14 protein-coding genes and 1 riboswitch are annotated in these 13,420 nt (G+C 39.4%); of the genes, 6 read left to right on the top strand and 8 right to left on the bottom strand.

Annotated elements, in window-relative coordinates; all coding sequences use genetic code 11:
- The first annotated feature begins 69 nt into the window (after positions 1 to 69).
- Entirely contained in the window at positions 70 to 1,077 is a 1,008-nt protein-coding gene (locus SAY88_RS18450; RefSeq protein ID WP_332633629.1) for a M23 family metallopeptidase, read from the top strand.
- 171 nt (positions 1,078 to 1,248) lie between these two features.
- Here SAY88_RS18450 and SAY88_RS18445 read toward each other — a convergent pair whose 3' ends face one another.
- Both SAY88_RS18445 and SAY88_RS18440 read right to left on the bottom strand, forming a co-directional pair.
- Complete coding sequence (locus SAY88_RS18445; protein WP_250097825.1) at positions 1,249 to 1,356, bottom strand: MetS family NSS transporter small subunit; 108 nt, start codon at positions 1,354 to 1,356, stop codon at positions 1,249 to 1,251.
- A 20-nt stretch (positions 1,357 to 1,376) separates the two neighbouring features.
- The gene (locus SAY88_RS18440) at positions 1,377 to 2,888 is read right to left on the bottom strand and encodes a sodium-dependent transporter (protein WP_332633628.1); all 1,512 of its coding nucleotides are present in this window, start codon (positions 2,886 to 2,888) and stop codon (positions 1,377 to 1,379) included.
- 305 nt (positions 2,889 to 3,193) lie between these two features.
- Here SAY88_RS18440 and SAY88_RS18435 point away from each other — a divergent pair, with 305 nt between their 5' ends.
- Entirely contained in the window at positions 3,194 to 3,466 is a 273-nt protein-coding gene (locus SAY88_RS18435; RefSeq protein WP_332633627.1) for a hypothetical protein, read from the top strand.
- A 163-nt stretch (positions 3,467 to 3,629) separates the two neighbouring features.
- Here SAY88_RS18435 and SAY88_RS18430 read toward each other — a convergent pair whose 3' ends face one another.
- From SAY88_RS18430 to SAY88_RS18420, 3 genes are all read right to left on the bottom strand, one after another.
- Positions 3,630 to 4,799 carry a PstS family phosphate ABC transporter substrate-binding protein gene (locus SAY88_RS18430; protein WP_332633626.1) on the bottom strand — a complete coding sequence of 390 codons (1,170 nt, stop codon included), beginning with the start codon at positions 4,797 to 4,799 and terminating at the stop codon, positions 3,630 to 3,632.
- A gap of 126 nt (positions 4,800 to 4,925) precedes the next feature.
- Positions 4,926 to 6,524, bottom strand: a complete 1,599-nt coding sequence (locus SAY88_RS18425; RefSeq protein ID WP_332633625.1) for a Na+/H+ antiporter NhaC family protein — start codon at positions 6,522 to 6,524, stop codon at positions 4,926 to 4,928.
- 218 nt (positions 6,525 to 6,742) lie between these two features.
- Positions 6,743 to 6,924, bottom strand: a riboswitch (Lysine riboswitch).
- Positions 6,925 to 7,123: 199 nt separating this feature from the next.
- Positions 7,124 to 7,609, bottom strand: coding sequence for a dihydrofolate reductase (locus SAY88_RS18420; RefSeq protein WP_332633624.1), 486 nt, complete (start codon positions 7,607 to 7,609; stop codon positions 7,124 to 7,126).
- A 293-nt stretch (positions 7,610 to 7,902) separates the two neighbouring features.
- On the opposite strand from SAY88_RS18420, the gene fbpA reads away from it, so the two are divergent.
- Positions 7,903 to 8,076, top strand: coding sequence for a Fur-regulated basic protein FbpA (gene fbpA / locus SAY88_RS18415; protein WP_250097837.1), 174 nt, complete (start codon positions 7,903 to 7,905; stop codon positions 8,074 to 8,076).
- Between the two features lie 68 nt (positions 8,077 to 8,144).
- Here the strand turns inward: fbpA and galE are convergent, their stop codons facing one another.
- Complete coding sequence (gene galE, locus SAY88_RS18410) at positions 8,145 to 9,170, bottom strand: UDP-glucose 4-epimerase GalE (protein WP_332633660.1); 1,026 nt, start codon at positions 9,168 to 9,170, stop codon at positions 8,145 to 8,147.
- Positions 9,171 to 9,970: 800 nt separating this feature from the next.
- Between galE and SAY88_RS18405 the strand changes: the two genes are divergently transcribed.
- The gene (locus tag SAY88_RS18405) at positions 9,971 to 10,402 is read left to right on the top strand and encodes a VanZ family protein (protein ID WP_332633623.1); all 432 of its coding nucleotides are present in this window, start codon (positions 9,971 to 9,973) and stop codon (positions 10,400 to 10,402) included.
- 9 nt (positions 10,403 to 10,411) lie between these two features.
- Positions 10,412 to 10,861, top strand: coding sequence for a hypothetical protein (locus tag SAY88_RS18400; RefSeq protein WP_332633622.1), 450 nt, complete (start codon positions 10,412 to 10,414; stop codon positions 10,859 to 10,861).
- A 72-nt stretch (positions 10,862 to 10,933) separates the two neighbouring features.
- Here SAY88_RS18400 and SAY88_RS18395 read toward each other — a convergent pair whose 3' ends face one another.
- Complete coding sequence (locus SAY88_RS18395; protein ID WP_332633621.1) at positions 10,934 to 11,920, bottom strand: DMT family transporter; 987 nt, start codon at positions 11,918 to 11,920, stop codon at positions 10,934 to 10,936.
- Between the two features lie 128 nt (positions 11,921 to 12,048).
- On the opposite strand from SAY88_RS18395, the gene SAY88_RS18390 reads away from it, so the two are divergent.
- Positions 12,049 to 12,627 carry a helix-turn-helix domain-containing protein gene (locus SAY88_RS18390; RefSeq protein ID WP_332633620.1) on the top strand — a complete coding sequence of 193 codons (579 nt, stop codon included), beginning with the start codon at positions 12,049 to 12,051 and terminating at the stop codon, positions 12,625 to 12,627.
- A 226-nt stretch (positions 12,628 to 12,853) separates the two neighbouring features.
- Here SAY88_RS18390 and SAY88_RS18385 read toward each other — a convergent pair whose 3' ends face one another.
- A complete protein-coding gene (locus SAY88_RS18385) occupies positions 12,854 to 13,108 on the bottom strand; it encodes a hypothetical protein (protein ID WP_332633619.1) in 255 nt (84 codons plus the stop codon).
- Positions 13,109 to 13,420 lie beyond the last annotated feature (312 nt).

The following is a 13,420-nucleotide window of genomic DNA, read 5'->3' as shown; positions in this document are numbered from 1 at the left end:
CACACTATATAAAGAGAAAAACACGGTCGAGTTACCAGCAGTTTTTGCAAAGGTAGAAAGGAGCCTGACATGAGATTTCAGAAAATCATCGTATTAGCACTTATTGCAGTGTTTATTTCTCTTCCGTGTGTAACTGCGGCTGAGAAAGACGAATTAACAAGTGAACAAATTTACGAGAGACGGATGGATCTATATAAAAAGGTTGAAACGTTAACAAACGTACCATGGCAATATTTAGCTGCTGTTGATACGTATGAGCGTGGATTACGACGTGCACGTAAGGATCGTCCAAAAGAAGATGGGCTCATTTCCATTTATTACTCTGAAGAAGATTGGGCGGGGGAATTAAATCCTAACAAAGAAGATACACATCCTCTATCTCTTCAAATGTTTGGCGGAGTAGGGTTAGATGGCAATGGTGATGGTCTAGCTGAGCGTACAAATGATGAAGATGTTCTTTTTACGATGGCACATTTCATTGAAGGTTATGGCTTTGATGAAGAAGACTTTCGAATTGCGCTTTGGGAAAAGTACAAGCGTGATCAATCTGTTCGAATTGTTCACGGTCATGCTCTTGTATATGAAAAGTTTGATACGTTAGATCTCGGTGATCATGCGTTTCCAATGCCTTTAAACTATAACTACAGCTACAAAAACACATGGGGTGACCGACGTGGCTGGGGTGGAAGACGGATTCATGAAGGAACCGATATTTTCGCTGGGTATAATGTTCCCATTCGCGCAACAGCATATGGACGAGTCGAAATTAAAGGCTGGAATAAATACGGGGGCTGGCGTATCGGTATTCGTGATCTAGATAATATTTACCACTATTACGCTCATTTAAGCGGTTTTGAAAAAGGAATTGAAGAAGGCTCCATTGTAGCCCCAGGCGACGTCATCGGTTATTGTGGAAGCTCTGGTTACGGAAAGCCTGGTACACAAGGGAAATTCCCTCCACATCTTCACTATGGAATGTACCGAGATAATGGGATTACGGAATGGTCTTTTGACCCATATCCATCTTTAAAGCAGTGGGAGCGAAAGGCTTATCAGGATCGAAAGAAAAAAAAATAAACGTTTGATTAAACAAGGGGGTGTCATAATGGGCCGTTTTTGACCATTTTGACACCCCCTAAGCAATGTGTGGAGTCGCTACAAAAAGCCTTGAGAGGAGTAGGTTTCTTCTCTCAAGGCTCGTAGCGAACGAAGCCAATACTATCTCTGACAGCGCGCCTCTCCCATTTCTTATTTCTTTGCTTTTGCTACCTTCACTGCATTGGCAATGCTCAGTCCTAATCCTCCCCAAATAATTAGCATACCAACAATCATCATGGTTACTGCTCCACCACTCATGATCGCTCAACTCCTTTCAACTAGTTTTTTGGAATATTTAAGTCATTTTTCTGCCATTTGCTTCTTGCAAATAAAAATCCGATCACTATCGCACCTATTGCTACCAGCCAACCCGATCCAATTAGAAAACTAGTCGAATACCCTTCATAGTTGTTCGTTATATTTTCAATTACGTTTTGGATAAACATGAATCCTAACACGATTGGTGTAATGATACTTAAACAAATTCTCCACCATGCCCCAACACGGAAATCAGAAACGCCATCTGCATGTGTTTGAAGCTCCGGCAGCTTTTTTACAAACCACGAGACAGCAATAACGGAAACAAGACCTGCAAATGCAACCCCGAATTGATTAATAAAATAATCAGCCGCATCAAGGAAGAACAATCCACCTTGAGTTGCAAACAATAATGAAATAACAGCTGCTAACCCACCGCCGAAACCAACTGCTTTGCGACGTGAGAATTTGAATTTATCTTGAACACCCGAGACAAACGTTTCAACGATCGAAATGAGAGAAGACAACCCGGCAAGTACGAGTGAACCAAAGAACAAGACCCCAAATAAGCCATTCATTCCCGGGAAGGTGTTAATGATCTCTGGAAAAACAACAAAGGCAAGACCAATTCCAGCATCAGCAACATCAGCTACACCAACACCAGATGCTTGGGCCATAAAACCAAGTGCTGCGAACACCCCAATCCCAGCTAACAGCTCAAAACTCGAATTACTAAAACCTGTAATAAAGGCATTATTTGTAATGTCTGACTTTTTCGACAAATAACTCGAGTACGTAATCATAATCGCAAATGCAATCGATAAACTGAAGAAGATCTGACCATAAGCTGCCACCCACACTCCTGGTGACATAATTTCACTCCAATTAGGCTTAAAAAATGCATCGAGACCTGTTAGAGCTCCTTCTAGAGTAATGGCACGAATGACAATGAGTAAGAACATAGCCACAAGTAACGGGATAAAGATCCGATTGGCAATTTCAATTCCTCTTCTAATTCCTTTAAATAATACACCGAGTGTTATAACCCAAACGATCACCAATGGGATCAGCACACCAGGAACTAGGGCTCCTATATCTCCAGGTGCCCCCCCTGAGACTACATCAATTCTTTGGAGATATTCCCCCATTAAAAAGCCACCAGTGTCTTCTCCCCACCTTTGGTTAAAGGCAAAATACGTGTAGGACAACGCCCACGCAATGATAACAGCATAATAGGTCGCTATAACAAATGAAATTGCTACTTGCCACCAACCGATCCACTCGGTTTTTTTGTTCATGCGTGCGTAAGTAAGCGGAGCTGAACCCCGATACTTATGGCCAAGCGTGAATTCCATAATGAGAAGAGGAATACCAGCAGTTATAAGAGCAAATAAGTACGGTAAAAAGAAAGCTCCTCCTCCATTTTCATAGGCGACATAAGGAAAACGCCAGATGTTCCCTAGACCTACAGCAGAACCAATGGCCGCCAAAATAAAACCAGCACGAGTTCCCCATTGTTCTCTCCCGTTCATTGACTTCACCTCTCTCGAAAATTTGATAAAACACTTTCTATACTTATTTATTCTGAATATTAACACTTTAGTATAAAAATTTTCTATTTTGTAGAAAACGCTTACATTTAAAATTAATCCTATTACGCTTTGCTACAGTGAAGAGGAAAAGACGGTGAGCAAGATTCATAAACCTATGCTTTTATAATTTCTTTGATTGTGTTTTTTCATGGGGAGTTGTCACACTCACATAAAGATTGAGTACGATGAATTAATATAGAATAATTTTGATAAGTAGTTAGAACGTTTAAAAAGGAGGTGGTAACTTGGCTAGATATAGGAGAAAGCCGGAAATTATTGAAGCTGTAAAGATCACCAGAACGATCACAATTGAAACTGCCAGTGGTTCACTTACAGGCAACCCAGGAGATTATCTTATTACAGATAAATACGGGGAACAGTATCCTTGTGATGCCAGGAAGTTTGAACAAACGTATGAACGGGTTAAAGATGGAAAAGACGTAACTACGTTTATTAAAAAGGCATTGCGTAAAGTCAAAAGAAAGTCGAAAGAATTCTTTGTGAAATCTCAAGGATAAAATTTAAGTAATCATTTACTATCCTCTTGAAACAAATAGATTGTTTCTACAAGAAGCAACATTGTTCAAACGAGGGTTTTCTTTTTGTTCTGAATCACTCTTATATGAAAAAAGCCTAGCCTCGAATGAAGCTAGACCTTTTCCGGCTATTATTAGCCCTTTTTCACTCACTATTTACTGCTACATACCCTGTCTCTTCGATAAGACGTTGTCCTTGTTCCGATAAAATCCACTTAAGCAAGACATCAACATTCGGATTGTCGCTTCCCGCTGTAATCGCATAAAATTCTGAAGCGAAAGGATAGGAACCACTGCGAATCGTTTCTTTATCTGGATACACGCCTTCTATTTTGAGGTGGCGGATTTCCCCGTCTTTCACCATCTCATTTGAAAAGAATCTGAACGTATATCCTATTGCATTTTTATAATTTTTGTAGCTAGAAACTTCTTCAAATACGCCTCCCATACCTGATACGACATCTTCAGTTAGGGGATCTGCAATTGGGACATCCTCCATAATCTTTTCTAATGCCGTTTGACTGCCACTGTCAGCTGGACGTTGGAACGCACGAATCGATGTATTCTCTCCCCCAACTTCACTCCAATTTGTTATTTTTCCTGAATAAATACCTTGTATTTGTTCAATTGAAAGCCCTGTTATAGGATTTTTTTCATTTACAAAAAAAACAAATGCCTCACGACCAATTGGAGTCATCTCTAGCTCGATCCCACGCTTTTGTGCTTGCTCTAATTGGCGTTTCGATGGAGCTGCAACAAAAATTATATCCACTTGTCCGTTTAGTAAATGTTGAAATGCCTCCCCTGTCTGGTTTGACATCACTTCACTTTGATGAACATTATATTCTTTTTCTGGATAAGTCGCTCTCGCAAAGGCAGAATAGACTGGATACAAAGCTGTAGCTCCATCGAGAATGGGGAGATCGCCTTCTAGTTTTACATTTGCAGGTTCGTCTAAAGCTACAACATTTGTATCATCATGAAATGGTTGATACCCATATAAATTATAATCTTGATCACTTACCGTCACGATACTTCTTTGATAACTTTCAAAAATCTCATACACAGCTATGGAAATGAGGCACAATGCAAGAAAACTCATTACCGTTATCTTCAATGTCTTTGGTTTTAGCAGACGGAAGATGACGACAACTGTTATCATCATTAAACTGACCGATACAACGACAATCAGTGGCGTATAAAAGGTTATCCCACCCATAAGCAAACTAATGACTGTCCCTACATAGCCGAAAAAACCTAGAACAACGACCATAATTAATGCGAGGATAAAATTGAGAACTAGGTTGGGTTTCATTGAAAAACTCCCTTTCAAACAATAAGTTATGATTCTACTTTCACTTTACCATAATCATACAATTTTAATAGCTTTCTTTTACGTAAAAAAGGGTCAACCTCAGTTAGAAGTTGACCCTTTAATGAATTATGCATTTGCACTCACTTTTTTTAAAACCATCACTGTTACAATCAGCAATGCAAAAGCGACCACTAAACTCAGTACTACGCTAGTCGTAAAACCTAATACTAGATAAGAAATCACTGTAATTCCAGCTGCAATAAGTGCATAGGGAAGCTGGGTAACAACGTGATCAATATGATGACTTCCTGCTCCTGTTGAAGAAAGAATCGTCGTATCTGAAATCGGAGAACAATGATCACCAAAGATCGATCCAGCTAGAACCGCTGCCATCATCGGTAAGATTAATGTAAGATCAATGACCGCTGCCATCTCACCAGCAATTGGAAGTAATAAGCCAAATGTACCCCATGATGTACCTGTAGAAAATGCTGCAAAACCAGCAATCACAAACAAAATGACTGGTAAGAACATTGGAGGAAGGTTTGACTGTTCAACAAGTGACGCTAAATACGTTCCTGTCCCTAGATCACCGATAATTGAAATAAGTGTCCATGCAAAGAACAAAATATAAATGGCTGGCAGCATTGACTTCATCCCAATAACTAACGAAGCTCCAAGTCCAGTACCTGATTTCGGCTTAAACACGTTCAAAATAAGGGCAATGGCTAAGCCGAACAAACCACCATATACAAGGGCTGACGCAACATCTGTGTTTTCAAAAATCGTCAGAATCGTTACATCGCCTTCTGTCCCTTCAATTCCTGTTGTCACCATAAAAAATACTGTACCAGCAATTAACGCAATGATCGGCCATACTAAGTCGCCAACCTTGCCTTTTTCACTTGCTGCAATATCATCTTGAGCACCAGGAATCGGGCCAAGATTTGCATTAAACAATTCACCTGATTTCATCGCACGTTCTTCATGAGCCTTCATCGCACCAAAATCAAGATTGAACCATGCTACAGCTAATACAAGCCCAATCGCTACTAATGCATAAATGTTCATAGGGACCATTAATAAAAATGCTTGCAATGCTTCATATTGAGTAACAGAATGCGTTGCAAAAATTCCTGCAATAATCGCTATAATGTAAGCCCCCCAGCTTGAAATTGGGGCAATTACACACATTGGAGCTGCCGTTGAATCGACCAAATACGCTAGCTTTGCACGAGAAATACGGTGTCGATCGGTTAACGGACGACTTACATTTCCGACTGTCAAACTGTTAAAATAGTCATCAATGAAAATAATAAGACCTAGAACAACCGTTAATAACTGTGCACCAACACGCGTTTTCACACGCTTCATTGCCCACTCACCAAACGCCCTACTCCCACCTGAACGGGTAATAAGAGCAGCCATCATTCCTAATAATAATAAGAAAAGAACGATAAAGAATTCCCATGTATTAATAGCAAACCCTTCATCAATAATCGAACGAGTCACAGTACCGAATGTAACGTGTTCCACATCAAAATCAAAAATGATACCCATCACAATGCCATAAATATTCGCGGCTGCTGCAAGTGGATTAAAATTATTAACCATGAATGCCCCAACAATAGCACCTGTACCAAGTGATAATAGCACTTTTCTAGTAAGAATAACCATCACAAGAGCTAATATTGGAGGGACTAAAGATAAAATAGATGATTCCATAATGATACCTCCTAAAAATGTATGGTAGTTACATAGATGAAGGACTAACTGCAATAGAAATATACAACTATGAGTGCTCCACTCTGACAACTGATACTAGGTGGAGCAAAGAGACATAACGAAAGATTCTTACTTGTTCCGTTACTAGTCCCTTTTCCATAGAAAAAAGCGATAGTGGATAACCCACTATCGCCTAACATCCGCGCGTGAATCCCCATAATCATGGTAGTCCTCCATAACTTGGCTACACCAAGTTATGACAGCTCTGCACTTATTCAATACAGATCCAGCAAAAGCAGCCTGACCTCTACTTCCACTTCGGCGACGGCCCCTTTCCCTTTCCCTCAACGTTGTCATCCTTAGAAAAGATACTCTTAGCAATCGCGCCTCTACCTCATCGTAACAATGAGGCACCTCTATTTAATTACCAATTATGGATGTTATCATGTTTCTTCTTTATTAGCAATGTTAATTTGAACCACCTAAAGTTCCTGTTTGTGTTGGTGATAAAGTATGGTATTGGATTTTATGTCCTTATCACAATTTTAATTCCATCATATTCGAGCCACCAAACTATTTCCTTACAACCCGTCAAACTATCATTTCTTTCTCTCATAGGTACGAAACTCATGACGATAACGATTTTTCTCGTCAACAATCCCTTCTTCGACAGAAACGACTTCCCACTCATTCTCATCAATTTCTGGGAAGAACGTGTCGCCTTCAAAGGTCTCATCAATGTATGTGACATACAACCTATCAACATGATCCCAAAAAAGCATGAACACTTCTGTTCCACCTATGACAAAACATTCTTCATCTTGCTTTACTATATTTAATACTTCTTCAATCGAGTGTACAACCGCACAGCCTTCTGCTTCATATTGTCTATCTCTTGTTAACACAACATTTCTTCGCTTTGGCAATGGTCTACCAATCGACTCGTACGTTTTTCTTCCCATCACAATCGTATGGCCTGTCGTAACTCTTTTAAAATACGCCAAGTCCGCTGGGAGGTGCCATGGCAATTGATTTTCTTTTCCTATTACCCGTTCTTGATCCATTGCAACAACAAATGAAATCATATGTACTATCCCCTTTTCTAACCTTCTTTTTGTTTTATCGTATCATAATTTAGCCGCTCGACAATATTATTGACCCAATGGTCAGAAAATTGCTCGGTTCTACGTAGAACAACATCACATCTCGCCACAAGCTGTTCTCCTGTATTTTCTTAATATTACCGGGTTAAAGCTTTTTACCTATTTTCCATAACTTTTCCTTTATTAAGGTTGACAATTACATACAAAAGAATTTATAATTATGAATGTAAACGCTTACAGTTTTGGTACTACTTTGCAAAAGGGGAGTGTTCGTATTGTCTTTGAAAACATTGTCTCAATTCGATAAGGAAAAAATTATCGATACCCTTTTAGAAAATCAATTTTTCAAAATGCCTGATGGCCGTCAATTATATGAAGCAACAGAAGAAGAGTTAAGATTACTTATATGCTCTGAACTTGAACAAGGTAATCACCATATATTTTTCTAACCAACTAATAAATTGGGATTGTCCTAAAAGGTCAAAAACAGACCTTTTAAGACAATCCCTTTCGTTACTTATTTATATCCATCAGGATTACTCTCTTGCCATCTCCACGAATCGGCACACATTTCTTCAATCCCTTTTTCTGCGCTCCAGCCTAACTCTTCTTTTGCCTTAGATGGATCTGCATAACAAATCCCTACATCACCAGGTCTACGCTCAACAATGGAATATGGCACGTCACGATTGGAAGCTTTTTTAAATGCTTCGACCATCTCAATGACACTATATCCATTTCCAGTTCCCAGATTATAGGCCTTTGCTCCTGTTGTTGTCACTATCTTTTCAAGAGCTTTTAAGTGACCTTTGGCAAGATCTACGACATGAATATAGTCTCTGACTCCTGTTCCATCTACCGTTGGATAGTCGTCCCCAAATACTTTTAATTCCTTTAACTTTCCAACAGCTACTTGGGTAATAAATGGCATCAAGTTGTTCGGAATACCATTAGGGTCTTCTCCAATTCTACCACTATGATGGGCACCGATCGGATTAAAGTAACGAAGCAATGCGATGCTCCACTCTTTGTCTGATACGTACAAGTCTCGCAAAATTTCCTCAATCATCAGCTTGGTACGTCCATATGGATTGGTAGCACTTAGCGGGAAATCCTCTAAAATTGGTACACGATCTGGCATTCCGTACACCGTTGCCGATGAACTAAATACGATGTTCTTCACTCCGTAGGATTGCATCAGTTCACAAAGAACCAACGTTCCTGTAATGTTTGTATGATAATAGTGGAGCGGAATTTCAACAGATTCCCCCACTGCCTTTAACCCTGCAAAATGGATAACTGCTTTAATGTTATGTTCTGCAAACACTTTCTCCAAAGCTAGCTTGTCCAACAAATCTACCTCATAAAACAGAAATTCCTTCCCGCTTAATTCTTTGATACGATCAATCGATTCATATTTGCTATTTGAAAGATTGTCAACGACAACAATTTCATACCCCGCATCTAACAGCTCTACACACGTATGGCTCCCAATATAGCCCGCCCCGCCTGTTACCAATATCACAAAACTCACTCCATTCATAAAGTCCCAAAAATAGAGGTCAAATACGTTTCCCTCCTCATTCTCTTGGTAATATCTTACCATATTGATAAATACTTTAATAGAAAGAGCACTGAAAAAAGTGTGGTTCCCCTTTTTCAGTGCTCTTTAAACAATGAGCGGAGCCGTTGCAATATTTTATGCGTTCTATAATGGGTTTCATAGGTGTAAACTTGCTTTGCACCGTCAGCTGACTTAGGAGGCTCATGTTCCTCTTAGAACGCGTGCAACGTGTGGAGCCATTACAACTTACTCGATTTTGCTAAAGAGTCTTTTACCACGGTCCTCTCGTTTTTTCCTTTTTCAGTAACCTCTACTACATCAGCCATTTCACCCATCCAAAAATCGATAGCCAAAGTGGAATACTTAATGCAATTCCCCAAAATAAACCGACAAATACATCTCCATCATACTGTTCCATCGAACCAACCTCCTCGTAGTATTAGTCTTGGCACATTACGGATGTTTCAAACGAGGAACCATTGCACATATGAAAATAAGTTTGAAAAACTGCTATGATGACTAAACTGCTAGTAATTGATCTGAAAAAGGTCGCCTTTTCTTTTTCAGTTCTATGCAATGTGCAGAGCCGTTGTCATGTTTATTAAGCCTTTTATGAGCGGGGTTCATAGGTGCAAACTTGCTTTGCACCGGCAGCCGACTTTAGGAGGCTCATGTTTCTCATAGAAGGCGCGCAACGTGCGGAGCCATTGCTACTTAATCAACTAAAAAGGTCGCCTTTTCCTTTTTCCGTTCAATCTAGAACATGGAGGTGTGTCTACTTGGCTTTATGGTTGTTCATAACTTGGATCATTCTATTAGCTATATTGCTTTTTACACAAAGTGCTAGTGATTTTTTTCGTCATGGACAGCTTCACTTTGCTATTACAACTGCCCCCCAATTTTCAGGCTTTTTCCATATGTATTCGTTTGTTGATCGAAGTATCTATTTTTCCATACAAAAACTTGGCCATTTTATTGCTTTTTTTATTTTGGCATTCTTAAGTACAATTGTTTTTCGAACAATCGTAGGCGCTCTGTTCTTTTGCTTCTTTCTCACATTTTCAACAGAATTTATCCAGCCATTTTTTAACCGAGACGGAAGATTGCTAGATATATTGATTAATGCGTCCGGTACCATGTGTTACTTATTCCTGTATGCCCTCTTTCATAAACGTAAATCGATAAACTTGAGCGAAGTTCAATCTAGTTAGGAGGATTTTATGATCAGAGCAGTTATTTTTGGAGTGTTTTTCGTCTTTCTTTGTGTTGCCATCCCTAGCTTTTTAGGCTTTTATCACAGTTCTAATCAAACACCAGAGAAAGTGACTGAACCACAAAGTGAACATCAGATTGAAGAGGAAATAGAGACAAAGTCCGAACAACACGACTTCAATGAACAAAGTGAGAATGATGAAGTTGAGGACCAACAACTAAAAAGAGAGGACTCTAGTGACGAGCTCGTTTTTTCTAATAGAGATGAGGCAATTGAAGCCGTGTTGGAACGGTTTTCACTGACCGAATTAATTAGCATTTTTACAAGTGTTCGTAATGGTGTTGATGATGAAAAGCGGGATGAATTGGTTGCGAAACTACAGGAGCAATTTACAGATGAAGAAATTGAGGCGTTAAAAGTTATTGGATTTGCCGAGTTAGAAAAAGTTCTTCAATGAGCATTTACATATGCCAAAAACGCCTAGAGCTCAACTCACTACTAGGCGTTTTCTTCTAATAAAATCAACGTTTTACACACTTTGTTCCTTCCGTAGTTGACCGAGTGGCGGTTGCTTTGTTTTCATCTTTTTAGTGAAATAACTATGCATAAGCATCCCGATCACAATAAGACTCATTCCGATCATTGCCATTCCATTTGGCAAAGGGGTCGATAGCAACGCGATCTCTCCCATTAACACAAAAAGAACTTGAGTTGATTGGGTCGCTTCAACTGCTGCAAGCTTCTTCTGGTTTCCTCTTACCCGGTCTGTTGCAATAAAAAATAAGGTCGTTGCAACGACGCCTGAACTTATGGCGACAATAAAGGATTGGAGAATTTGATCTGAAGAAGGAGCTCCAACCTGGATAAAAGCAACTAGACTGAGAACAAGCCAAAAAGGAATCGTAACTAATGTCATTCCGAAGACCCGTTGAAAAGTATCAAGCCGCCCTCCACAAACCTCCATCATTTTTCGGTTTCCAAGTGGATAGGCGACAGCAGCAAACATAACGGGCAGAACACCGATCATCGCCGTTTGCAAGGATACACTATTTGCATTCTGTAGCTGCATGAGAGCGACACCAAACAAGATCATAAGAGAAATACAAAATGCGCCTAAAGGAATTTTTTGACGGATTTTTTGAATTCCTTTGTTTGTTTGAACCGATTCCAAAAAAAGGGGAGCCAATAATGTTCCTGCTACGATAACTAATTGCCATGTTCCTGCTACCAGCCAACCAGGTCCATAGGCAGCTGCAAACGTAATCGGAGCATAAAATAAAACAAACCCAACAAAACTCCAGCCAAACCAAGGAATAGGATGCTTCCTAATTTCAACTATAATTTGTTTGACATTATTCCGAAACAAGACAATTAGAAATAAAAAAGGAAGCATAAAAAGAAACCGTAATGATGAACTCCACATCCAACTTCCTCCCGCTAGTTCCATCGAGCGGTTCAATATAAACGTAACCGCAAAAAACATCGCAGCAAATAACCCTAGTGTAATTTCCTTCATATTCTCACCTTCCAGAAGAAGCAATAGATATAGTATAATATACTAACTGATAACTATAATATACTCCTAATTTTGGAAAAGATCCACTTATATATTATGTATAAAACCTAAGCAAGGGAGGAATTTATTTGAAGCGCTCACATCAAACAGACGCAGAAAGATTGGCCAAACAAGTGGGATTGACTTTAAGAAAAATAAGGCAGGAACGTGGATTAAGCTTGCAGCAACTAGCTGATCTTACAACTGTCAGCAAACTTACATTAGGAAAAATTGAGCGCGGTGAAGCAAACCCATCACTCTCAGTCATTTGGAAAATTGCCAATGGTCTTGAGATCCCAATATCCCTTTTGCTAAATGAAGACAGCGACATTAAAATTTCACGTAAACATAAAGGAAACAAAGTAGTAAGCGCCAATGAAGCATGTACGCTTGAACCAATGTTTGACGTTTCAACATTTGGATCAAGTGAAATTCACAGAGCATTCCTCAAACCAAGAAGCGAATACAATCCAGGCGCCCACCAATTAGGTGTGGTCGAGTATGTTACCGTTATGACTGGAGAACTATTGATTCAAATAGATGGTGAGTCGTTTCATCTGTACGAATATGACTCCATTACATTCAATGGAGATAAGGAGCATACATATATAAACCCAACTGATCGTACGACTGTCCTACACTTCGTAATGACATATTCGAAGTCATAGTAGGGAGTGTCTCTTCTAAAAGGTGCGTAGCGAACGGAACCATTGCCTCCTCTGTTCCGGACTTTCGAGATAACCCCTTGGGGTCGAGTGACTTCTGCTCCATTTTACTCCGGAAAAACTATATCATAGCAACAATCTTTACGAAAACACCCAAATATAAAAACGCTAGGATAACCTAGTCGTTTCGTGGGTGGAGGACTCTTACAAGTAAAAGAGTCCTCCGACCTTATATATGTTTTGGCATCTGTTGTTCACAAATGTTAATCATCTCTTCAAGCACATCACTTTTGCTTAACTCTGTCCAAGGGATCTCGACACCTTTTCCAGGGGCTAACGCTCTTCCTCTATACTGTTGGTCCTCACTCATCGCAATGTATATATCCCAACTCCAAGACTTTAAATTGTCTTTAATTGAGTCTCCTGTTTGTCTAATCTCCACTAAATAATGATTTTTCACTGTAAATTCTTTATGGTTGTCCATCTGATCTGCACTCCTCTCTTTATGTAACTAAATTCGCCATACTTTCTTATTTCCCTATAAGAATCGTCCTACAATTACCGACATAATTCTTTAATTCCCACTATCGCAAAATACTAATTGTCATTATTCGACACGTTCTATGGAATAAAATAACTTATTTCCACGAATGATATTAAAAAGAACATGAGTTGACCTCAACTATTACCGCGCAAACGAATGATAACCTTCCTTGAGGTCTTAAACGACCACCTGCTAAAGCAGGTGGATTTGGACATAAAATGTCTACGACTAAAGTCGTTTCTTAAGACTGAA

The sequence above is a fragment of the Halalkalibacter flavus genome (genome assembly GCF_036663575.1).
In the GTDB taxonomy this organism is placed as follows: Bacteria; Bacillota; Bacilli; order Bacillales; family Bacillaceae_D; genus Halalkalibacter; species Halalkalibacter flavus.
Note: the sequence above shows the minus strand (reverse complement) of the source record. Positions and strands in the feature narration are given on the sequence as shown.